This window comes from Ochrobactrum sp. XJ1, assembly GCF_024701725.1.
Lineage (GTDB): Bacteria > Pseudomonadota > Alphaproteobacteria > Rhizobiales > Rhizobiaceae > Brucella > Brucella anthropi.
In genome coordinates, this window is the sequence record NZ_VDGD01000016.1 from 37,174 (window position 1) to 59,839 (window position 22,666).

Sequence of the window (22,666 nt, forward strand, 5' to 3'; positions counted from 1 at the left end):
ATTGATCTATCGTGACCCTAGTGCCTGTAGCGACTACAGGGTCAAGCGAGAAATTTTCACGGATTTGTGCGAGCTATGTGATGACACAGAATGATGAATTTTCGATCGGCGTGCTGTCCGAGCGCAGCGGCGTCAACATAGAGACGATCCGCTATTACGAGAAAATCGGCGTCATGCCGAAGCCCGCCCGCAGCGCAGCGGGTTATCGTATCTACACAACTGAACACGCAAGGCGGCTGCATTTCGTGCGGCGCGGCCGTGAACTCGGCTTCAGCCTGGACGAGTTGCGCGGCCTGCTTCGCCTGGTCGATGGGCATACCTACACCTGCCGGGAGGTCCATGCGCTCACCATCGAACATTTGAAAGATATCCGTCAGAAAATCGCCGATCTGCGGCGTCTGGAGCGGGCCATGTCGAATATGGCGGCGCAATGCACCGGCGATCAGGTTCCAGAATGTCCGGTCATAGATGCCCTTTTTGAAATGCGGTCAATCAAGCGTTCCCGCTCCGTTCAAGCTTAGCGTACGATTTCGAGCAGCTCTTGTTCTGACCCCTTATCGGGGAGAAGGAGAGTTCCATGAAGGCATCGAAGTTTTCAGAAGCGCAGATTGCATTCGTTTTGAAGCATTAAGAGAAGCACTCGATTGCGATGTTGTAGAAGGCTTACTAAAAAGATGATCGACAGATTTTGCGGAAAACGAAAGACGGCAGCAGACCAGTCTGTGATTGCCAGTCAAGAACTTTGGCTATCCTTGGTGATCTCGTAAGCTTTGTCACGATCGCGGCTGAGCGCGGCAAGGTCTTTGGTCTGGCGCGAGCTTCAAGCTCGGCCTGTTTGTCCTTGTTACGGATGATGATCTCGCCCGTCCCGACGGTGGCACACACTTCCGGACGTGTATCGTCGAGCTGATAAGTGCCATGTTGTTCGCGGCTGTGACGTCTGATCCGGCTGCTGCTTGTCGCCATCTACATTCTTCGGCGTCAGGTCGATATTGGCCTGAATGTCGAAGCCTTCATGTTTCTTCGAACCAGAGAAATCCTCATGGGTTAGCCTACCGGTATCGAGCTTCAGATCACCGCTTTTAGAGATGATCCTTCCGGCACCAAGATGCGTATTGCCCTCGACGCGAACATCCATCTCTCCTTTCGACACGAGCCCAGACTGCTCGCTGATCCAGTTGGTTTCACCGGAGCCAGTTCCGAAGCCCAGCGACACACCGGTAACTTTCGGCGTTCCGCCGCTCAATGAGCCGCTGACACCGAACGAAGACGATTTGTTGGAGCTTTCACCCGTATCAGGAACGGAGTTGATGTTGAGATCGCGCCCGACATTGGCGGTAATTGTCTCACTCTCGACTACCGCATGCTTCAGATTGGTGTCGCGACCGGATTCGATGTTGATATCGCCGGACCCGGTAGCGAGGCTATTAACCTGCGTTGTGCCATTGCTGTTCGACTTGCCCGAGCCGCCGTTTGCACCCCAGCTCCAGCCTCCGGTGGCCCTGCCCAGTCCAATCCCGACAGAATAGCCAATGCTCGCGCCAGCTGATTTGCTGGACGAAGATGAACCACCGCCCACTCATCGTCCGTCGGACCTATCCGTTCGCCCAAAGCTGCCTCCAAATCGAAGCTTTGAATCAACCGGTTTAAATACTCAATCTTTATTCACGAACGGTAATCCAACTTAGTCTCATGGGCGACGATCTGAGACAGACCAATACGCCTGTCAATCCACTCCGGTTTCTCAACAGACTTCGAGGATCGGAGATCTGCCAAGACGACATCTCGCACTTCTTTCGGCAGATTTGCTGCTCGTGGATGCTCCCCTTCTCGACTTACGTGCATCAAGAGTTGCTCGCAAAGCGCCAATATCTCCCCATCGGCAGTGAACAATCTCATGAATACATGCAAACGTTTGTGATCGGCATCGATCAAGGCCAGTTCTACCTGCAATGTTTCACCGGCATGGCATTCTTTCAAATACCCGATACGACTATCGAGCGTGTAGAGCGTGGCATTGTTTTTTGCACGATAAACAGCGTCGATGCCAATTCGATTCATATACGCGGTCGCCGCATCGGAAAAGACGATACCATAGGCGTAGTCCCCCATATGGCCGTTATAGTCGATCCAGTTCGGCGAAACGCTTGTGCGATATATGGGTAACGCTTCGCTCATGCTCATTTCCTCCGCTCTAGCCATGCATAGAACTCGCCTACGATTCCCTTACGGAAGAGGAGGACGCATGCCATGAAGATGAGGCCCGTTACGATTGTGACGGGGAAGTCGGATGTTGCGAGATAGTTCTGCAGTGCGACGACGAAGGCGGCGCCGACGATGGGGCCTATGAGTGTTCCGATGCCGCCCAGAAGCGTCATCAGGATGACCTCGCCCGACATCTGCCAGCCGACATCGGTCAGCGTTGCAAACTGGAAGACAAGCGCCTTCAAGCCGCCTGCGAGGCCTGCAAGCCCTGCCGACATGACGAAGGCTGCAAGCTTGTAGCGGTTGACGGAGTAACCGAGCGAGATCGCACGGTTTTCATTCTCGCGCACCGATTTCAGGATCATGCCGAAGGGCGAGTTGATGATGCGCCAGATGATAAAGACACCAAGGACGAACACGGCCAGCACGAAGTAATACATGTTCATCGGCTGGTTGAGGTCGATGATGCCGAAGAGATATCCGCGGGGCACGCCCTGCAATCCGTCCTCGCCATGGGTGAAGGTGGCTTGCAGGCAGAAGAAGAAGAACATCTGCGCCAGCGCTAGCGTAATCATCGTCGAATAGATGCCCTGGCGGCGAATGGCGAGATAACCGATGACGAGGCCAAGCGCTGCTGCGGCGAGAACGCCAAGCACGAGGCCGAGTTCCGGCGTGACACCCCAGACTTTCACCGTATGGGCCGTGATATAGGCAGCACCGCCGAAGAAGGCCGCATGGCCGAAGGACAGAATGCCGGTATAGCCCAACAGAAGGTTGAAGGCAGAGGCAAACAGCGCAAAGCACAGCATCTTCATCAGGAAGATGGGGTAGACCATGAAGGGTGCTGCCAGCAGCCCGACGAGGGCAATGCCGAGCACGATGATCGAGAGGCTGTTGATCGCAGGCTTGCGGGATGCAGCGGTGCCTTGGCTTGCAGCCGTTGCTTTAAGAGCGGTATCAGCCATATCAGGCCTCCTTCCCGAACAGTCCGGCGGGTCGCACCAGAAGGACGATAGCCATGATGACGAAGATGACGATGCTGGAGGCTTCCGGATAGAAGACCTTGGTGAGCCCTTCGGCCAGCCCCAGCACATAGCCGGTGATGATGGCGCCGAGGATTGAGCCCATGCCGCCGACCACCACCACGGCAAAGACCACGATGATGATGTTGGAACCCATCAGCGGGCTGACCTGATAGATCGGGGCGGCCATGATGCCGGCAAGACCTGCAAGCGCTGCACCCAGCGCATAGGTGAAGGTCAAAAGCAGCGGCACATTGATGCCGAAGGCCTTGACCAGTGTCGGGTTTTCGGTGGCGGCGCGCAGATAGGCGCCAAGCTTGGTCTTTTCGATCAAAAGCCAGGTGCCAAGGCAGATGATCAGCGAAGCCACGACCACCCAGGCGCGATAATTCGGCAGGAACATGAAGCCGAGATTATGCCCGCCTGCAAGCGATGGCGGCACCGCATAAGGCTGTCCGGCCGCGCCGTAATAATAGCGGAACGTGCCTTCGATCACGAGCGCCAGGCCGAAGGTGAAGAGCAGGCCATAGAGCGGATCGAGATTATAAAGCCGTGACAGCGCCACGCGCTCGACGATCGCACCGCCAAGACCGACGATGATCGGGGCCAGAACAAGTGCTGGCCAATAGCCGATGCCAAGCCAGCTCAACAACAGATAGCCGACAAAAGCGCCCAGCATATATTGTGCGCCATGGGCAAAGTTGATGATGCGCAGCAGCCCGAAGATGATGGCAAGGCCAAGGCTCAGCATGGCGTAGAACGAGCCATTGATGAGGCCAACCAGCAATTGCCCGAGAAGCGCCTGCAAAGGGATTCCAAAAATCATTGTCATGTCATCAGACTCCCAGCGCTTCGTTCAAGGCCGCCATGCGGTCGGGCAGCTCGGCGGTCGGGAAGTTCTCCGTCACCACGCCATGATCCATGAGATAGAAGCGGTCTGCGACCTTGGCGGCAAAGCGGAAGTTCTGCTCGACCAGCAGGATGGTCATGCCGCGCTTCTTCAGTTCCACCAGCACATCGCCGATGCGCTGCACGATGACAGGCGCCAGACCTTCCGTCGGCTCGTCCAGCAGCAGCACCTTTACGCCGGTGCGCAAGATGCGCGCAATGGCCAGCATCTGCTGCTCGCCGCCCGACAGTTTGGTGCCGGGGCTGTTGCGCCGTTCATGCAGGTTCGGGAACAGCGCATAGATCTCATCGAGCGACATCAGGCTCTGCTCGCCTTTTGCGACGACCCGCGGCAGCAACAGGTTCTCATGCACGCTGAGCGTGGCGAAGATGCCGCGCTCTTCCGGCACGAAGCCAAGCCCCGCATGGGCGCTGCGATGCAAGGGCACGCGCATGATATCCCGGCCGTCCAGCGTGATCGTGCCGGTGCGCTTGCGGATGATGCCCATGATGGCGCGCAAGGTTGTGGTCTTGCCGACGCCGTTGCGGCCCAGAAGCGTGATGGTTTCGCCCGGCCAGATGTCGAGATCGACGCCATGCAGGGCATGGCTTTCGCCATACCAGGCATTCAGTCCGCGCACGGACAGGAGCGGTTGGCCTTTATTCATGTTCGGTTCCCATATAGGCGGTGCGCACGCGCTCGTCCTTCGAGACGTCGGCATAGCTGCCGGAGGCGAGGATCTCGCCGCGTTGCAGCACCGTGACATGGTGGGCGATATCGGCCACCACCTTGAGATTGTGTTCCACCATCAAAACGGCGCGATCCTTTGCGACATCGGCAATGAGGGCGGCGATGGTGTGGACGTCTTCATGGCCCATGCCGGCCATCGGCTCGTCGAGCAGCAGGACTTTGGGATCGAGCGCAAGCGTGGTGGCGATTTCGAGCGCGCGCTTGCGGCCATAGGAGAGATCGGCGGCCAGTGCATGACGGGCATCGGCAAGGCCGACGCGTTCCAGAAGCGCGAGGGCTTGCGCATCCAGCCGGTCCAGTGCTGCAAGCGAACGCCAGAACTGCGTGGCAAGACCGTTCGGGCGCTGCAACGCCACCTTGACGTTTTCCAGCACGGTCAGATGCGGGAAGGTTGCCGAAATCTGGAACGAGCGCACCAGTCCCATCCGCGCCACTTTGGCCGGATCGGTCTTGGTAATCGTTTCGCCCAAAAGCGTGATCTCGCCGCTTGTCGGCTGGAGAAACTTGGTCAGGAGATTGAACACCGTCGTCTTGCCAGCCCCGTTCGGGCCGATCAGCGCATGAACGCGGGCATGGTCCACATCAAGATCGACATTCCTCACCGCATAAAAGCCGCCAAACGACTTGCCCAAGCCGCGCGCCGACAAAACAGGACGCTGAGGGGCTTGCGATGAAGAATTCGAGCTTACCGGCCCTGCTTCACGCAGAGCCGTCACATTGCCAGAAGCTGTCATCCAAAAAGCCTCTTACTGCGTCACGAGCGGGCAGCCGCCCTTATCGAGCGGACGGAACGCTTCGTCGCCCGGAATGGTGCGCAGAACTTTATAATAGTCCCACGGACCTTTGGATTCCTCAGGCGACTTTACCTGAACAAGATACATGTCGTGTACCATACGACCGTCTGCGCGCAGCTTTGCGTTGCGGGCGAAGAAGTCATTGATATCCATCGTGCGCATCTTGTCCAGAACCACTTTGCCGCTGGTGGACTTCGCTGCTTCCGAAGCCTTGAGATAATTCATGACCGCCGAGTAAACGCCAGCATGAACCATTGTCGGCATTTTGCCGTTCATCCGTTCGCCGAAGCGCTTCGACCAAGCGCGGGTCTGGTCATCATAATCCCAGTAGAAGCCGGTGGTGAGTGTCAGTCCTTTTGCAGTCTCGAGGCCAACGCTATGGACGTCGGAGAGAAACAGCAACATGCCCGCAATCTTCTGTCCACCCTGAGCAATACCATATTCATTGGCCTGCTTGAGCGCAGTCATCGTATCGCCCGAGGAGTTAGCAAGGGCAATCACGTCAGCGCCCGACGCTTGCGCCTGTAGCAGGAAGGAGGAGAAATCCGTGGTTTCACGGGGGTGACGCACTGAACCTACAACTTCACCGCCGCTTGCCTTGACGGCTTCTGTCGTGTCCCGTTCGAGGGCATGACCGAAGGTGTAGTCAACCGTGATGAAGTACCACTTCTTGCCACCTTCCTGCGTCATGGCGCGACCGGTACCATTGGCAAGTGAATAAGTATCCCAGGTCCACTGCGCCGTCGTTGGCGAGCAGGCCTTGCCAGTCAGGTCCGAGGAACCTGCGGTCGATGCCAGAAAAGCTACGTCCTTGTCACGCGTGATCTCTTGAACCGCCATTGCGACCGACGATGTCGGCACGTCGATAATGGCCTTGACGTTCTTCTCATCGATCCAGCTGCGCGCCAGCGTGGATCCGATATCCGGCTTGTTCTGATGATCGCCGACGATGACTTCAATGGCCTCGCCATTCAACTTGCCACCGAAGTCCTCCACAGCCATCTTGGCCGCAACGACCGAGCCTTCCCCAGCAAGATCGAAATTCATGCCGGACATATCCGTCAGCACGCCCAGTCGAACGGGTTCGGCCAAAGCCGGGCTTGCGAGCATCATCGCTGCAAAAGCACCCGACAGCATCATTGATTTCATTTTCATGTTTTCCTCCTCCCAAATTATAACGGTGTCAACCCGACTGACTGCTGCTTTCTGCAATCAGCCTCGCCAGATAAAACTGGTCGGCTTCATAAGGTGCGGCCCAGTTGGCGCGGTGTTCTTGATCAATAGCCCTCTTGGTCATCCGCAGGGCTAAAGGCGGGCATTCAGCGATTGTCTGCGCGAAGAGTTTTGCGGTTTCGATCGCACCACCCGCAGGCGCAATCTTGTCGCAAAGCCCCATATTGAGCGCGTCCTGTTCGCCGATCCGCTCATTGGCGAAGAGCGCACGCTTAGCACGCGTCGGACCGATCAGCGATGAAAGGAGCGGCAGCCCGCCCCAACCCAGCGTCATGCCCAGACGGACTTCTGGAAACTGAAAGAAAGCTCCTTCTGCCATAACGCGGAAATCGGCTGCCAACGCCAGAATGCCGCCGCCACCGACGGCCGGGCCTTCGACCGCTGCGATCGTGATCTGCGGCAGCAACCGCCACCGATCACACATGACGCCGCCGAGCGACATGGCCGTGTGGCGAGAGACAGCGTCCGCATCGTTGCGCCACAGGTTCTCATCCTTCAAATCAACGCCACCGGAAAATCGGCTTTCGGTTCCGGCGATAACAACGACCTGAACACTGTCATCCGCCGATAGTTCGTCCGCCGCTTGTATGAGCGCCTTGATCGATTCTTCATTGAGAGCATTGGCCTTGCCGCCACGGTCATAGCGCGCCACCGCAATCGGTCCCTCGCGCTTGATATCGACTATGGCCATTTCCATCCTCCCAGATGTTTTCGCTTTGACATACTACCGAGTATGTTGCATATTCCAAACAGGTTTGCAACTGCCCTCTTTTGAAGGTTTAGTTGCGGCCGGGCAGGAGGAATTCAGAACATGACGCCAGACCAGCGCGCGCTCAACCGTAACCATTCCGTGTTACGATATCTTCTCGATCAATATGCAGCCGAGCGCCCCACGGCACCATTCGTGCATTTTTGGCCGTCGACGGAATGGGATTACAAGACGACCCGCGACCGCGTTCGCCAGCGCGCGGCAACGCTGCAATCCCATGGCGTAAAACGCGGCGATCACGTGCTTTGTTTTATGGGCAACGGCCCGGATCTACTCACCACCTGGTTCGCGATCAACTATATTGGCGCTGTCTATGTGCCGATCAACACTGCAGCACGTGGACGCCCGCTGGAACATATTCTGGACGACGCGGATGCACCACTGATGGTTGCTCACGCCGATCTGGTGGAACGATTGCTGAGTATCACCCCCGGCAAGCTGCGCAAAGTTCTGGTGGTCGAAGGCACCATAGACTGCATCATTGCTGGCGTAGAAATCCTGCCGTTGACTGACGTGGAAACAGTCAGCGAGACCGAACTTGTTCTCGACAAGCCGATTGAGCCTTGGGACACGCTTGCCATCATGTACACATCTGGCACGACGGGCAATGCCAAGGGTGTCGTAACCTCTTATGTGCAGCTTTATACAATGGGTCCTGACGCCTTTGACTGCGTGGATGAAACGGATCGTTGCATGATCTGCGGTCCGATCTTCCATTGCGGCTCCACACTCTATGTCTATGCGATGCTGGCGCGCGGCCTTTCCATCGGCATGATGCGCGAGTTCAAAACTCAGCATTTCTGGCAGGCTGTTCGAGAAACGAACTCGACCTATTGTCTGTTGCTCGGCGTCATGGCGAGCTTCCTTCTTAAGCAGCCTACATCACCGGACGATCATAACCACCCGCTGCGGCGCGCCTTCATTACCCCGTTCGGCGAGGATGGCCCATTATTTGCGGAAAGATTCGGCGTCGAGGCATGGACCATCTACAACATGACCGAAATCGCCAGCCCGCTTGTTGCGGGACCCGGCATTACGCAAAAGGGAATAGCGGGAAAGCCACGCCCCTGGTATCAGCTGCGTGTGGTTGACGAAAACGACATCGAAGTGCCGGATGGCACAGCCGGTGAACTGGTCATCCGCTCCGACCGCCCCTGGGCGTTGATGAAAGGTTACTACAACAACCCGAAGGCCACCGTCGAAGCGATGCGCAATGGTTGGTTTCACACCGGAGACAGCTTTCGCAAGGATGAAAATGGCGTCTATTTCTTCGTAGATCGCCTGAAAGACGTCATTCGGCGGCGCGGCGAAAATATCTCGTCCTTCGCCTTGGAAGCTGAAGTGCTTTTCCACGACAGTGTCAAAGAGTGCGCGGCCATCGCAGTGCCGAGCGAATTGAGTGAAGATGAAGTGCTGATCGCCGTAACTCCTGTCGAAGGGCAGGAAATCGTTGCGGGGGAACTGCTGGAGTTTCTCGCAGGTCGTCTGCCACGCTTCATGGTGCCGCGCTATGTGCGAATTTTGGAATCTCTTCCAAAAACCTCGAGCGGTAAAATTCAGAAACATGTACTACGCAGCGAAGGCATTACCGGAGATACGATCGATCGCGAACTCAATGTGAAGCGCGCGGGTTGATCTCTCAAAATCGAAAGACCTGAACATCATGGAAAATTTCGTTTTCAATACAACGCTATCCATCGTGCTGCAGACCGGCGGGCTGGCGAAGATCGCTGATATTGCCGGGCATCTGCTGGGCAAGCGCGTGGTCATCGTAACCGACAAGGGATTGCGTAGACTCGGGCTTCTGGACCCGGCCACAAACGCTTTGGAACAGGCAGGCATTGCCGTTTCGATCTTTGATGATGTGCAGGCCGACCCGCCAGAAAACAATGTTCTGGCTCTGAAAGATCACATCTTGGCGCATGAAGCGACAGGCGTTCTCGCCATTGGCGGCGGCTCATCAATGGATGTTGCGAAGGTTGCAGCTCTGCTCGCAAAGAGCGGCGAAGCACTCAACGACGTTTACGGCGTCAATATCGCACGTGGGCCGCGCCTTCCGCTCGTTCTGGTGCCGACGACAGCGGGCACCGGGTCCGAGGTCACACCGATCTCAATCATCACCACTGGCGCATCGGAGAAGAAGGGCGTTGTCTCTCCACTGCTGCTGCCGGACATGGCAATCCTCGACGCGGATTTGACTGTCGGCTTGCCGCCAGCGGTAACAGCTGCAACTGGTATCGATGCGATGGTGCATGCCATCGAGGCCTATGCCTCGGCCTCCGCCAACAACAACCCGTTGTCACGTTCATTGGCGCGCAACGCGCTGCAACTGCTCGGCGCCAATATTCGCACAGCTGTCTTTGACGGCGGTAACCGCGACGCACGCGCCGCCATGCTGCTCGGCTCGCTGCTTGCCGGTCAGGCCTTTGCCAATTCTCCGGTTGCTGCAGTTCATGCCCTCGCCTATCCGATTGGCGGGCATTTCCATGTACCCCATGGCTTGTCTAATGCGCTCGTGCTTGCGCATGTTTTGCGCTTCAACCTACCGGAAGCAAGCCACGTTTATGCGGAAATTGCAGCAGATGTTTTCCCGGAACTGAACACCGTGTCGGCAGAAAACCGTGCTGAAGCCTTTGTCGAAAAACTGGCGGACCTCAGCCGTGAGCTCGGCGTGCCGCAGACATTGCGCGAAGTGAATATTACGGAAGACGACCTGCCCCTGCTTGCGCGCGACGCCATGAAACAGACCCGCCTTCTGGTCAACAATCCGCGCAAGGTCACTGAGGCGGATGCCTTGGCGATTTATAAAGCCGCTTATTAACAGCGCCGCTGACAACATCATGAAAAAGGCCGGTTAAACCGGCCTCAGGCTGCTGACAAACCTCCGGCAGGGTCAAAATGACCTCAGATTCACGGAACGTCCCAGATTCAGAACGTGAACAAATCGGAATCAAAACCCCTCGTTTTTGACTGCTTCCAAAAATCGAGGGGTTTGTAATCAATCTGAGGCCGGTTAAACCGGCCTTTTTCGTTTCAATCAACATATTTCGAACAAGCCCGCAGCGCCCATACCGCCGCCAACGCACATGGTCACCACCACATAGCGTCCATTGCGCCGCTTGCCTTCGATGAGGGCATGCCCGGTCATACGCGCGCCCGACATTCCATAAGGATGGCCAATCGAAATAGCGCCGCCACTGACGTTCAGTTTTTCATTGTCGATGCCGAGCTTGTCTCGACAGTAAAGTACCTGCGCTGCGAAGGCTTCGTTCAGCTCCCACAGATCGATATCATCAACTGTAAGGCCATGCTGCTTGAGCAGTTTGGGTACGGCATAAACAGGGCCGATACCCATTTCGTCAGGTTCGCATCCGGCGACCGCCATTCCACGATAAATACCGAGCGGAGAAAGACCCCGCTTTTCTGCTTCCTTTGCTTCCATTAGCACAGACGCCGAAGCACCATCGGAAAGCTGTGAGGCGTTGCCAGCAGTAATATAGTTCCCCTGCGCGATCATCTGACCACCGGCAAAGACCGGCTTCAACCCGCGCAAGCCTTCCAGCGTGGTTTCGGGGCGATTGCCTTCATCCATCGCTAGCTCAACGCTTTTCGCGGAAACCTCGCCCGTGGCCTTGTCCTTGACCAGCATGGAAGAGCGAAGCGGTACAATTTCTGCGTTCAGGCGGCCTGCTGCCTGTGCCGCCGCTGTGCGCTGCTGCGATTGAAGCGCATACTCATCCTGAGCCTCACGCGATATACCATAACGAGCGGAAACGATCTCCGCCGTCTCGATCATGCTCATGTAAGTAGCAGGCAGATGTTCCGTCAACCAAGGGTCGCGCCATCGATAGACGTTCATATGGTCGTTCTGCACGAGCGAGATCTGCTCTACGCCGCCGCCGATGGCAATCGTCATACCGTCGCCCGTGATCTGCTTGGCGGCAGTTGCGATAGCCATCAGCCCTGAAGCGCATTGTCGATCCATCGACTGGCCAGGAACTGAAACCGGAAGGCCAGCCCGCAACAAGGAGGTGCGAGCGATATTCATGTGCGTTGTGCCTTGCTGAAGCGCAGCACCAAGTACAACGTCCTCAACTTCGGCACCATCGATGCCCGCGCGCTCAACCGCAGCGGCAATCGCATGGCCAGCCAGCGCTGGCGCAGACGTGTCATTGAAAGCTCCGCGATAGGCTTTGCCAATCGGTGTGCGCGCAGTTGATACGATTACAGCTTCTCTCATCAGAGCTCCTCCACTGACGCTGGAACGTAAAGCCTTTCAGCTAATTCTCTCAGTTCCGGGGTAAGCGGAACAGGCCGTCGCGTGTCTCGGTCTACATAGACATGCACATATTCACTTACAGCAGCGGTCAGCTCTTCGCCATCCTTGAAGATGCCAAATCCCCACAGCAGGCTGGTATTGCCGATATGCTCGATGCGAACCCCGACAACGACATTGTCAGGATAGGAAATCTCGGAGAAATAATTCGTTGAATTGCGTGCAACGATACCAATAGGCGTGGAGCCATTCAGCTCCAGAGCACCTGCCGCAATAAGCGACCGGTTCAATGCCGCATCGCAATATTGCATATAGACGACATTGTTGACGTGGCCATAAATGTCCATGTCGCTCCAGCGCGTCTGCATATCATAGAACTCCCGATAGGCTGACCGGGGTTCAGCCTTCGGACGGGGTTTTGACGCCGTCATTCGATAACCTCATTAGCGCGGGACGTCGCGATGATGCGGTCCACATGCGCCAAACCGGCATCGGTCTCGATGAAATTGGTCATGTCATCGATCTTTGTGAAAGCAGCGGCAACGGCTTCCGGTGTTCGCTCACCCTTCGGTAGATAAACCCCTTCACTTTCTACAATCGCCATACGGGCCACAGTTCCCGCACCTGCCAGAAGCACTGTGCGGCTTGGCGCCTTTTCACTGACGAGGAAGAGAGCTGCCGGAACGACGTTTTCGGGTGCGAGGCGCACCAGCATTTCTTCGTCCAGCACGTCACCGGTCATGCGCGTTGCAGCCGTGGGCGCAATGGCATTGACATGGATGTCGTATTTGTCGCCTTCAAAATGCAACACATTCATCAGGCCGACGAGTCCTGCCTTGGCCGCACCATAGTTGGACTGACCAAAATTGCCATAAACGCCTGAGGTGGAGGTCGTCATCAGGATGCGGCCATAGTTCTGGCCTTTCATGACGTCCCACACCGCGCGGCTGGCATTGGCCGAGCCAATAAGATGCACGTCAACCACGGCGCGAAAATCAGACATTTCCATCTTCGCAAAGCTCTTGTCGCGCAAGATCCCGGCATTGTTGATGAGAATATCGATGCGACCGAATTCTTCGACCGTGCTCTTCGCCAGCGCCTGCATGTCTTCGAACTTCGTGACATTGCCAGCGTCGGCAATGGCGACACCGCCCTTGGATCGAATTTCCGAAACGACCTTTTCGGCTGCCTCCGATGCCCCGCCGGTCCCGTCGCGGCTGCCACCGAAATCGTTCACGACGACTTTTGCGCCGCGCGCTGCCAGTTCGAGGGCATAAGTGCGCCCAAGCCCGCCGCCCGCACCCGTTACAATTGCAACACGATTTTCAAAAGAAATGGCCATGTGATCCTCAACCTACTGTCAGTATGAGCCAGTCAGCGGCTAGCGCTGGCTTGGTTTCGTCTTTGATTTCAACAGTCGCTGCAAGGGTCTGGAGCTGACCGTTAGCCTTCGGCTGCACCGACTTGGGACTGAATACGCCACGAATGGAAGAACCCACCTTCACCGGCGAGAGGAAGCGGACCTTGTCGAAACCATAGTTGATTTCAACCGTACCGGCCGCAACTTCCGGCAAAACCTCGCGGCTGAGCTTGGTCAACAGGCCGAGCACAAGAAACCCGTGTGCGATGGTGCCACCGAACACACTTTCCGTCGCTGCGCGTTCCGGGTCTGTGTGAATGAATTGATGATCGTCGATCACGTCCGCAAACCGATCCACAAGCTGTTGATCGATCTTGATCCAGTCCGAGTACAAGAACTGGCTTTCTGCGTTTGCAAGGAGTGCTGACGCAGCAGAATTAGGGCTAATTTCCAAAATTACTTCCTCCATGCGTCGAGAAATCGACGGTAGTCGCATTGATCGACATAATACTGAGTAGTATGCACTTGAACATGGCTTTGTCTAGTGGCATTTTGGCATCGAAATTTGCTAGGCTAGGCTGCCGCTTACCTATGCATAGATCGGAGTAGCAGATGGCTGACAGCCGCCGAAATAACCGAACGGACAGTACCGGGAATGTCGTAATCCTGGAAACCGCCGCTCAGTGCTTCATGGAGCAAGGCTTCGCCACAACAAGCATCGATGATGTGGCGCGCAGGATGGGTTCGACCAAAGGGCGCATTTATCACTACTACTCATCGAAGACGGATTTGTTCTTCGACGTGCATCGCGAAGGTATGAATCGACTGTTCAAGGCTGTCGAACCGGTCACGACGATGAACGGCTCCGGCCTGCACCGACTTGAGGAGATGCTCATGGCGCATGCACTAGCCATGATGACCAACGTCGCTTTCGAAGCCGTGGTGGTGCAAGGCGTCCATATGCACAAACTGGCGGCAACCACGCCAGATCAGCGCCGCACACTCAACGAGCTTATTGCCATCCGGCGCCGGTTCGAGGATTTGTTCAAGCAGATAATTCGCGACGGGATCGATGACGGCAGTATTCGGGAGGTCGATGTCTCGATAGCTGCCAAAGCCATACTCGGCGCGATCAACTGGTTGTCCATCTGGTATCAGCCGAGAAGCATTCAAACTGAGAACGATAAAATTGCCTTGGCCAAAGAGATCGTGAGTATCCAGATAAATGGGCTTCGTCGATCCAACTAAGTATTGCGAAAGATGTTGTTACTTGTTTGATTCACGGGCGTGTTGAAGCAGCAGGTTGAATCTCAGACAAGTTTGAGCGCCGCGGCTCTCAATTTCGCAAAAGCGTTTTGACGATGCATCCGATGACAACTTCAGTTTTCTAATTTCGAGGGTGAAAGACGCGCCTAGCGCGTGATTGCCAGTCAATAAAGCTAATGGACGCTTAGTCCCTAGGCGGCGTGGACGAATTTGAGCCAGTATCTTGCGGTAGCAATATGAACCATGCTGATGAAGCTCTCGGCGAGTTGGTCGTATCGAGTAGCAATGGCGCGGTTGATTTTCAGTCTGCCAAACATCCGTTCGATTAGGTTGCGCTGTTTATACAGCGTGCGATCATATTCAATCTTCACGCGGCGGTTTGCTCTGCCAGGAATGACGGGCTTGATATTGCGGCTGGCAAGATCATCACGAATGGCATCCGCATCATATCCCTTGTCAGCAAGAAGCGCCTGTGGCGCTTGCTCGGGTAAGCTGATCAGAGTGTCGTAAGCCTTGCAATCTGCGGCTTCGCCAACCGTCAGATGGAAGGCAAGCGGTCTTCCTCTGGCATCAGCCAGACAGTGAAGTTTACTGGTGAACCCGCCCCGCGAGCGGCCAAGAGCGCGTCGATGAATCCCCCCTTTCCGCCCGCTGCCGAAATATGGGCCCGAACTGTGGTGCTATCGATGCTGTAGTGGCCGCTGTCAGCCATGATCTCAGCGAGCGTGATCGAAACAGCCTCCCAGACCCCGGCTTCGCTCCAACGCCGAAACCGCCGATAGATCGTATTCCAATTGCCGTATTTGGGTGGGACATCCCGCCAAGGCGTCCCGCAGCGAAGTCTCCAAAGTATGCCGTTGATGATCGCACGATTTTGCTCCGGACGACGACCGCGTCCCCGATTGACTGCTTCAATCGGCAATAAATCCTTCAGAACACGCCATTCGGATTCGCTCAGATCGCCTCGGCTCATGACTGCCTCCAAAAAGCAGTCTTGAATCAAGCTGCGATCAATTCGTCAACCAATTCGTCCACGCCGCCTAGCCAAAGCGCCCATATATCAACATCAGCGACATTCGAATTTAAAACGATCAGTGCGCCACGTCTTATGCGTCCGCGTTATTCGTACCGCTAAAATCACTCACCAGTTGATGGACATGCAGCCGCATTAACTCAGCCGCCTTAGGTGGGTTTCCTTCGATGATCGCGTCAAGAATATTTTCGTGCTCTATCGCCGAACGAGAAAGAACTTCGTTTGCTGACACACCGTATTGGCGAACCTGATCACGCAGATTTTCAACTGTCGAAACAAGATAAGGATTATTGAGCAAACCCAACAGCTGTAGGTGAAACTGCTTATCAGCGGTCAGGTAGCCGACAATATCGCTTTCCTCAGAACAACGCCGTAGTTCCCTTATAATTTGTCTCAACTCAGGTTCGACTTTCCGAACTGTATCTGGAATTTCTGCCAGTTTTTGAATGCTTGGAATTTCCAGAAGCATCCGTACGTCGTAAATGTCCTCGAGTTGCTTGCGTCGAACCGGTATTACCCGAAAACCACGGTTTCTGACCGTCTCCATCAGCCCTTGATTAACCAATGTCAACATGGCTTCGCGCACTGGGCTGTTCGATACGCCTAATTCATTGGCTAGAGAAGCAGCAGAATAAATTTCCCCGGGTACGAGCTCACCGGAAATAAGACGAGACTTCAGGATCATAAGGGCCTGATCGCGTAAGTTATTCGTCTGGATCTGCGGTTCCAATGTCAACCCTCTTCGTGCTTGCCGGTTACAGACTACTAACGCCATAAAGGCGTCAATGCAAATTGGCTATCGCTCGGCATGTAACAATTCACAAGACGGGAAAAATGCATTGTTTCTTGGCGAGATAGGTCAGTTATGAGCCCGCATCCCCTGCCCAGTCGCCCACGAGATGGCTGAGATGCCTCGTCATCAATTCAGTCGTCAGTGATACATTTCCGCTGGCCAGTGCGTCCAATATTGGATGGTGTTCTTCAGCTGAACGGACGAGAAGGCCGCTCTCAGACAGCGTTCTAAGACCATATTGGCGCGTTTGCTCCCGAAGGTTAGCGACTATAGCGACAAGATGGTCGTTATCAAGGATTTCAAGCAGACCGATGTGGAACTGACGGTCGTATTCCAAATATCCAACGACATCGCCAATGCGAGCACAACTCACCATGTTCGTTGCAATTTGCGCAAACTCGCTTTTACGCCCAGCAACCTTATCTTTCATGGTCGCCAGTTTGGACATGGATGGAATCTCGAGAAGCACACGCAAATCATAGATATTTTGCCTTTCCGTATTGCTGAGCGGCGTGACACGAAATCCACGATTGCGCACGGTCTCCATCAGTCCCTGGTTGACGAGTGTCAGCATGGCTTCGCGTACGGGGCTATTCGATACACCAAGTTCGGCTGCAAGGGCTGCAGCGGAGTAAATTTGTCCCGGCGCCAGATCACCCGACACCAAACGGAGTTTTAATATCGCTAACGCCTGATCACGCAAATTCGATTGTTGTAATTGGTTTTTCACTTCGGCCCCGTAAATCTATTATCGGTAATATATAACACGTCACGAAATGTTTTTCAAACGAAGTGCGGGATCCGTTTTTCAATCTACGCGCAAATAAACCCTCTTGTTTTGATCTGCGGATTGGTAAATTGCATCTATTATCCTCACTGTCGACAAAGGATCTCCCTGCATCCGCTCATCTGCTACTCCACTTCGCAGGCTATCAACGATAAATTGCAGCTGCTTTCTTTGACCAAGCGTCGGATAATCTCGGGGATTGATCGGATCAACGAAACTAAAATCATCTGGAAGTTCGATCATTCCAGGTTCGGCTGCCATCTGGCGGAACACAACTTGATCATGTTCGCCATTAATTATGATTGTCCCGTGAGTTCCCGCGATGGTGAGTAGATGACGTGAGCCGGGAAACGCAGCCGTAGAGGAGGAAAACGTACCAATAGCCCCATTCTCGAACTCCAGTGCAGCTACGGCTACGTCCTCGGTTTCGATGTCATGATAAGTTGTTCTGGTATTCGCAAAGAGCGATCGTACTGGCCCGACAAGATACTGTGCCAGATCAAGCAGGTGTGTAGACTGCGTTATGACGCACCCTCCACCTTCAACGTTCCGGGTACCACGCCAGGCATTATCAATGTAGTAAGATGGCTTGCGATATTGATTGTCAACGATGTTGACCAGCACAACTTTACCGATACGGCCAGAGCGAATATCTGCATAGGCTTGTGCAGCGGCATCGGAGAAGCGTCTCTGATAGACGACAAAAAGCTTGATGCCTGCCTGTTCGCTTGCCGCAACTATACGTGCAGCGCGAACCTCACTGATTTCAAGTGGCTTTTCGATTACCAGATGCTTACCTGCTTTTGCTGCGGCAAGCGCAAGATCGAGATGTAATCCATTTGGCGTCGTTATGATGACAGCATCAAGTTCTGGATCCGCCAGAAAAGCGTACAAGTCGGAGAAATGTCGCTGAATTGCAAAACTATTGGCGAAGGACCGTGCTTTGCTCTCATTACGAGCATAAACAGACACCAGTGAAGCGCCGTTCACCTGGATCAACTCCCGAGCATGAGTTTCTGCGGCAACGCCCGCTCCAACGATACCGAAACGCACTTTTCTCTCGAGGCACATGTTCAGCCTACCTCTCTGTATATTCCGGCACCATGGTTTTCTACACTGCTTCGTATTGACCCGTGAGCGCCAGTAGTTCGAAATGGAGTTCGCGCGGGATAGTGATGCCTTTATCAGCCGTACGTGCCCGCGCTGCAAACCGGCGTTCCGACGGCAACCTGGCGCCTTGCCCCGCAATAGCTTCGAACAGCACCTCTGCGCGCGCTAGATTGGCACCGATGTCACCTCCTAAAAAAACTGCTGGATCAATGACAAGTATGAGTTCGCCGTGCATTGGCGCCGCACCAATCCCACCATCGAATGCTTTTGATTCTATGCTCAACATGTCCCCGATGAGGGGACCTGCCAGAAGCTCCACCATAGCCGAGAGTGCTGAACCCTTGTGGCCACCGAAAGTCAGCATTGCGCCGTCAAGTGCCTCTGCGGGATCGGTAGTGGGTTCTCCATGTCGGTCGATAGCTAGTCCTGTCGGAATCGGGAGGTTCGCACGGTGGTGCAGCTCAATCTCACCACGCGCCGTTGCACTTGTCGCAAAATCGAAGACGAAAGGGTGGCGGCCTGGACGCGGCCAGGCAAAGGCGAAGGGATTGGTGCCGAAAGTAGGCTTTTTGCCGCCCGCAGGCGCAACCCATGCATGACTTGGAGTCATCGCGATTGCGGCCAATCCCTGCTCTGCCAACGGTTCAATCTCTGGCCATAGCGCAGAAAAATGATAGCAATTATTAATTGCCAGGGCGGCCATGCCTTGCGAACGGGCCTTGTCAACCGCAAGGCCGACGCCAGCATTATAAGCGAGCGCAGAAAACCCATGATCCGCATCAACTTTCACAACGGCTGGTGCAAGATCGATGACTGTCGGTCTTGCCTGTCGGTTTACGCACCCGGCGCGGACGGAATGGGCGTATCCGATAAGCCTGTAAAGGCCATGCGAATGACATTCGTCCTGTTGAGCGCGTATTACGACGTCCGTTACCGCTAAGCACTGATCTAAATTCAGCCCCGTGCTTTCCAGTATATCGAGACTAAGCCGAGTGGCTTCGAGTACACTAATGGTCACCGTCTGGGTCATCATCTTTTTCCGGCGAAACCTTGTTGGAAGGCGCTTCAGGCAAAGTTTATCGCCCGCCTGAAACGCTTATGAGTGTGATCAATTCAAAGTTACCCAAATGGTCTTCAGTTGCGTATATTGATCAAAGGCCTCTAGACCTTTATCATACCCCCCGAAGCCGGAAGTCTTGTAACCCCCAAAGGGGGTGGATATGTCACCTTCTCCGTAACCATTGACTGCCACTGTACCGGCTTGCACCTTACTAGCCATACGGACTGCCACATTGATGTCATTGGAAAATACAGTCGCGGCAAGTCCATAAGGGGTATCGTTCGCAAGCCTGACCGCTTCTTCCTCAGTGTCGAAACTTAATACAGCAACGACCGGACCGAATATTTCGTCTTGCGCAATCCCCATGCCGGGTTTCACATTATCGATGATGGTCGCCTCAACGAACCAGCCCCCACTCTCCAGGAGAGCCTGATTGCCACCGGTAACGATCTTGGCTCCTTGCGCCTTCGCCGTCTCAATGGCGTCCAGAACCCTTTTCAACGCTGAGGCTTCAATCAGCGGACCGAGCTTCGTCGAGCGATCAGTTGGTTGCCCTACTTTCCACTGATCCGTTGCTTTAATAAGTGCTGCAAGGAAAGCATCCTTGATGGAGGAATGTACAAGAATGCGCGATCCACATGTACAGTTCTGCCCCATATTCCAAAAGGCCGCCCCGGCAAGATTCTCGGCGATCAGATCGATACGGTCACCCACATCATCCATGATGATCTGCGGGCTTTTGCCACCGCATTCGAGAACAACTTTCTTCAGATTGCTATCAGCAGAATAGTGCAGAAACTGGCGTCCGACCTCTGTGGATCCGGTAAATGTCAACATATCAACATCTGGATGCAAGCCTAATGCTTTGCCAGTGACGTGGCCAAGGCCCGGCACAACGTTGAAGACACCCGCAGGAATACCGGCTTCAAGGGCCAGTTCTGCAATACGAAGCGTCGACAGAGAGGCAAGTTCTGCGGGCTTTACGACAATAGAATTCCCGGAGGCAAGAGCTGGGCCGATCTTCCACGAAAGCGTGCCCGCCGGGAAATTCCAGGGCAAGACCATACCGACAACACCGACCGCTTCGCGCACTATGAGACCAAGATTGCCGTCACCGGTTGGAGAAATTTTACCAAACACCTTGTCGATAGCTTCAGCATACCAGCGTATATTATTGACGACATCTGGCAGGTCCAGATTTTCGCAATCCCACAAGGGCTTACCTGCATCAATGGAATCCAGGAGTGCCAGTTCGGTCGCATTTTCTTCAACCAGCCGAGCGAAACGCAACAGTATTCTTTTGCGTTCCTTTGGTTCCAATCCGTTCCATGATCCTTTTTCGAAAGCAGCCCGCGCGGCTTTGACCGCCCTGTCAACATCGCCGGCAGAGCATGCTGCGATCTTGTTCAGCAAACTTCCAGTTGCGGGATTCAGGTTATCAAAAACTGCGTTGTTTTCCGCATCTGACCATGCTCCATTGATAAAGGCCTGGCTTTTAACTGTTTCAGGAAGGGCGGTCATGAGCACTCCATTCATTGACATCAGATAACCTTCCCCAGGAAGGCTTTCGCACGTGCGGTTTGGGTATTGTTGAAAAGTTCGTTTGGGCTGCCCTGTTCGATCACGATGCCGCCGTCCATAAAAACGACCTTGTCACAGACCTCGCGGGCAAAGCCAAGTTCATGGGTCACGACGACCATGGTCATGCCCTCATTCGCGAGTTGCCGCATTACCTGCAGGACTTCACCGACGAGCTCAGGATCAAGCGCACTGGTCGGTTCGTCGAACAACATGAGTTTTGGCTTCATTGCCAAAGCGCGCGCAATGGCAACACGCTGCTGTTGGCCACCGGAAAGCGTACGCGGATATGCGTTTGCCTTGTTGCTCAGACCAACTTTTGAAAGCAGATGCATAGCGCGATCAATGGCTTGTGCTTTTGAAATTTTTCTAACATGGATCGGCGCTTCGATGATATTCTCCAAAACGGTCATGTGCGGAAACAGATTAAAGTTCTGAAAAACCATGCCGATGTCCGCACGCTGACGTGCGACTTCAGACTTCTTCATCTCATATAGCTTTCCGTCCTGCTGGCGATAGCCAACCAGTTCTCCTCCAACCTGGAGAAAGCCGCCGTTCAACTTCTCTAAATGGTTCATACAGCGCAGAAAAGTACTTTTCCCGGATCCAGATGGGCCGAGAATGCAACATACTTTTCCATAATCGACTGTCAGATCGACTCCATTCAATACCTGAAGATGGCCGAAAGATTTCTTGACGCCACGAGCGACGACTGCATGATTACCGAGAGAAGAGGCAGAAAGTTTAAGCATCTTATGCAACCTTTTCGGACAAATCTTGAGCGTCGGAAGCTGGCGTTTGGGTCGAGCGCCGATCGCTCTTGCCGAAATGACGCTCGAGGAAATGTTGTCCAATAGAGAGCACGGTAGTGAGCACCAGGTACCAGACCGAAGCAACGATCAGCAGCGGGATCGTTTGGAAGTTGGCGGTGTAAATGAGCTGGGCCGAATACAACAGTTCCTGCAGCGCGATCACACTAACGAGTGAAGTCGTCTTGAGCATGCCGATAAGCTGGTTACCTGTAGGCGGAATAATAACGCGCATGGCCTGCGGCAGTATGATACGCGTCATGATCCGAAAGCTCGACATGCCCAGAGCTTCGGAGGCCTCCCTTTGTCCCGGCGGCACAGAATTCAGGCCAGATCGGACGATCTCTGACATATAAGCGCCTTCGTTTAGACCGAGACCTAACAGCGCAGCGATATAAACCGTGATATACTTATTGGCATCGAAGGAACCGAGGCTGGGTCCAAACGGAAAGCCTACTGTGATCTGTGGATAGAGCGCTGATAGATTATACCAAAAGATAAGCTGGACCAGCAAAGGCGTACCGCGGAATATCCATAGATAGCCCGACGCAATACTTGTCAGAACAGCGTTTTTTGATATCCGCATCAAGGCAATAGCTGTACCGAGTGCAACACCGATAAACATCGCAGCAACGGTTAACCAGATTGTTGTGACCAAGCCGGACATAATCGATGGCTCGAAAATGTATTGCGCTACAACAGCCCATTGAAATCGGGGATTGGTTATCATCGATATAACCAACCCCGCCAGAACGACTGCGAGCGCTCCGGCAGCGAGCCATCGACCATAATATCTAAGCGGAACGACAGGCATTGTCTCGATATCTGTCGTGAGCGGTTCGTCCATAATTTGCTTCACGCGCGTTCCCCTGAACGTCTTCATTTAGCTGTGGCTTATCGGTCAAAGTTAGGGTAATCGATAACCGATAGCC

23 protein-coding genes and 1 pseudogene are annotated in these 22,666 nt (G+C 54.5%); 4 read left to right on the plus strand and 20 right to left on the minus strand.

What is annotated here, in order from left to right; genetic code table 11:
• Window positions 1-80: 80 nt before the first annotated feature.
• Window positions 81-521, plus strand: coding sequence for a MerR family transcriptional regulator (locus FG152_RS23095; RefSeq protein ID WP_023517540.1), 441 nt, complete (start codon window positions 81-83; stop codon window positions 519-521).
• Window positions 522-844: 323 nt separating this feature from the next.
• On the opposite strand, the gene FG152_RS23100 is transcribed toward FG152_RS23095, so the two are convergent.
• The 8 genes from FG152_RS23100 to FG152_RS23135 all read right to left on the minus strand — a co-directional run bounded on the left by FG152_RS23100 (window position 845) and on the right by FG152_RS23135 (window position 7,584).
• Window positions 845-1,579 carry a hemagglutinin repeat-containing protein gene (locus FG152_RS23100; RefSeq protein WP_498988646.1) on the minus strand — a complete coding sequence of 245 codons (735 nt, stop codon included), beginning with the start codon at window positions 1,577-1,579 and terminating at the stop codon, window positions 845-847.
• Between the two features lie 86 nt (window positions 1,580-1,665).
• Window positions 1,666-2,178 (minus strand): thioesterase family protein, encoded by a 513-nt coding sequence (locus FG152_RS23105; RefSeq protein WP_498988649.1) that lies wholly within the window; start codon window positions 2,176-2,178, stop codon window positions 1,666-1,668.
• Between the two features lie 2 nt (window positions 2,179-2,180).
• Window positions 2,181-3,170 carry a branched-chain amino acid ABC transporter permease gene (locus FG152_RS23110; RefSeq protein ID WP_498988652.1) on the minus strand — a complete coding sequence of 330 codons (990 nt, stop codon included), beginning with the start codon at window positions 3,168-3,170 and terminating at the stop codon, window positions 2,181-2,183.
• A gap of 1 nt (window position 3,171) precedes the next feature.
• Window positions 3,172-4,059, minus strand: coding sequence for a branched-chain amino acid ABC transporter permease (locus tag FG152_RS23115; RefSeq protein WP_498988655.1), 888 nt, complete (start codon window positions 4,057-4,059; stop codon window positions 3,172-3,174).
• 4 nt (window positions 4,060-4,063) lie between these two features.
• On the minus strand, window positions 4,064-4,783 hold the full coding sequence (locus FG152_RS23120) for an ABC transporter ATP-binding protein (RefSeq protein WP_498988658.1): 720 nt from the start codon (window positions 4,781-4,783) through the stop codon (window positions 4,064-4,066).
• On the minus strand, window positions 4,776-5,600 hold the full coding sequence (locus tag FG152_RS23125; RefSeq protein ID WP_498988660.1) for an ABC transporter ATP-binding protein: 825 nt from the start codon (window positions 5,598-5,600) through the stop codon (window positions 4,776-4,778). The genes FG152_RS23120 and FG152_RS23125 overlap by 8 nt, the downstream gene beginning before the upstream one ends.
• A gap of 12 nt (window positions 5,601-5,612) precedes the next feature.
• The gene (locus tag FG152_RS23130) at window positions 5,613-6,815 is read right to left on the minus strand and encodes an ABC transporter substrate-binding protein (protein WP_498988663.1); all 1,203 of its coding nucleotides are present in this window, start codon (window positions 6,813-6,815) and stop codon (window positions 5,613-5,615) included.
• A 28-nt stretch (window positions 6,816-6,843) separates the two neighbouring features.
• On the minus strand, window positions 6,844-7,584 hold the full coding sequence (locus tag FG152_RS23135; protein WP_498988666.1) for an enoyl-CoA hydratase/isomerase family protein: 741 nt from the start codon (window positions 7,582-7,584) through the stop codon (window positions 6,844-6,846).
• Window positions 7,585-7,704: 120 nt separating this feature from the next.
• Here FG152_RS23135 and FG152_RS23140 point away from each other — a divergent pair, with 120 nt between their 5' ends.
• Both FG152_RS23140 and FG152_RS23145 read left to right on the plus strand, forming a co-directional pair.
• Complete coding sequence (locus FG152_RS23140; protein ID WP_498988668.1) at window positions 7,705-9,297, plus strand: AMP-binding protein; 1,593 nt, start codon at window positions 7,705-7,707, stop codon at window positions 9,295-9,297.
• Between the two features lie 28 nt (window positions 9,298-9,325).
• Window positions 9,326-10,483 (plus strand): iron-containing alcohol dehydrogenase, encoded by a 1,158-nt coding sequence (locus tag FG152_RS23145; protein ID WP_498988671.1) that lies wholly within the window; start codon window positions 9,326-9,328, stop codon window positions 10,481-10,483.
• 216 nt (window positions 10,484-10,699) lie between these two features.
• Here FG152_RS23145 and FG152_RS23150 read toward each other — a convergent pair whose 3' ends face one another.
• The 4 genes from FG152_RS23150 to FG152_RS23165 are packed head-to-tail and all read right to left on the minus strand — an operon-like array spanning window position 10,700 to window position 13,746.
• On the minus strand, window positions 10,700-11,902 hold the full coding sequence (locus FG152_RS23150) for an acetyl-CoA C-acyltransferase (RefSeq protein WP_498988674.1): 1,203 nt from the start codon (window positions 11,900-11,902) through the stop codon (window positions 10,700-10,702).
• A complete protein-coding gene (locus tag FG152_RS23155; protein ID WP_498988677.1) occupies window positions 11,902-12,369 on the minus strand; it encodes an acyl-CoA thioesterase in 468 nt (155 codons plus the stop codon). The genes FG152_RS23150 and FG152_RS23155 overlap by 1 nt, the downstream gene beginning before the upstream one ends.
• Window positions 12,366-13,280 (minus strand): SDR family NAD(P)-dependent oxidoreductase, encoded by a 915-nt coding sequence (locus FG152_RS23160; RefSeq protein WP_498988680.1) that lies wholly within the window; start codon window positions 13,278-13,280, stop codon window positions 12,366-12,368. Before FG152_RS23160 ends, FG152_RS23155 begins: the two co-directional genes overlap by 4 nt.
• 7 nt (window positions 13,281-13,287) lie before the next feature.
• Entirely contained in the window at window positions 13,288-13,746 is a 459-nt protein-coding gene (locus tag FG152_RS23165) for a MaoC family dehydratase (protein ID WP_498988728.1), read from the minus strand.
• 164 nt (window positions 13,747-13,910) lie between these two features.
• On the opposite strand from FG152_RS23165, the gene FG152_RS23170 reads away from it, so the two are divergent.
• A complete protein-coding gene (locus tag FG152_RS23170; RefSeq protein WP_094513356.1) occupies window positions 13,911-14,546 on the plus strand; it encodes a TetR/AcrR family transcriptional regulator in 636 nt (211 codons plus the stop codon).
• 209 nt (window positions 14,547-14,755) lie between these two features.
• Here the strand turns inward: FG152_RS23170 and FG152_RS23175 are convergent.
• From FG152_RS23175 to FG152_RS23210, 8 genes and pseudogenes are all read right to left on the minus strand, one after another.
• Window positions 14,756-15,537 (minus strand): annotated as a pseudogene (locus tag FG152_RS23175) (IS5 family transposase).
• 133 nt (window positions 15,538-15,670) lie between these two features.
• The gene (locus tag FG152_RS23180; protein ID WP_498988684.1) at window positions 15,671-16,327 is read right to left on the minus strand and encodes a GntR family transcriptional regulator; all 657 of its coding nucleotides are present in this window, start codon (window positions 16,325-16,327) and stop codon (window positions 15,671-15,673) included.
• 133 nt (window positions 16,328-16,460) lie between these two features.
• Window positions 16,461-17,120, minus strand: a complete 660-nt coding sequence (locus tag FG152_RS23185) for a GntR family transcriptional regulator (protein ID WP_498988686.1) — start codon at window positions 17,118-17,120, stop codon at window positions 16,461-16,463.
• 78 nt (window positions 17,121-17,198) lie between these two features.
• The gene (locus FG152_RS23190; protein ID WP_498988689.1) at window positions 17,199-18,230 is read right to left on the minus strand and encodes a Gfo/Idh/MocA family protein; all 1,032 of its coding nucleotides are present in this window, start codon (window positions 18,228-18,230) and stop codon (window positions 17,199-17,201) included.
• A gap of 58 nt (window positions 18,231-18,288) precedes the next feature.
• Window positions 18,289-19,317 carry an Ldh family oxidoreductase gene (locus tag FG152_RS23195; protein ID WP_498988692.1) on the minus strand — a complete coding sequence of 343 codons (1,029 nt, stop codon included), beginning with the start codon at window positions 19,315-19,317 and terminating at the stop codon, window positions 18,289-18,291.
• A 78-nt stretch (window positions 19,318-19,395) separates the two neighbouring features.
• A complete protein-coding gene (locus FG152_RS23200) occupies window positions 19,396-20,868 on the minus strand; it encodes an aldehyde dehydrogenase (protein ID WP_498988694.1) in 1,473 nt (490 codons plus the stop codon).
• A 20-nt stretch (window positions 20,869-20,888) separates the two neighbouring features.
• A complete protein-coding gene (locus FG152_RS23205; protein WP_498988696.1) occupies window positions 20,889-21,677 on the minus strand; it encodes an amino acid ABC transporter ATP-binding protein in 789 nt (262 codons plus the stop codon).
• Between the two features lies 1 nt (window position 21,678).
• The gene (locus FG152_RS23210; RefSeq protein ID WP_498988699.1) at window positions 21,679-22,593 is read right to left on the minus strand and encodes an amino acid ABC transporter permease; all 915 of its coding nucleotides are present in this window, start codon (window positions 22,591-22,593) and stop codon (window positions 21,679-21,681) included.
• Between the last annotated feature and the right edge of the window lie 73 nt (window positions 22,594-22,666).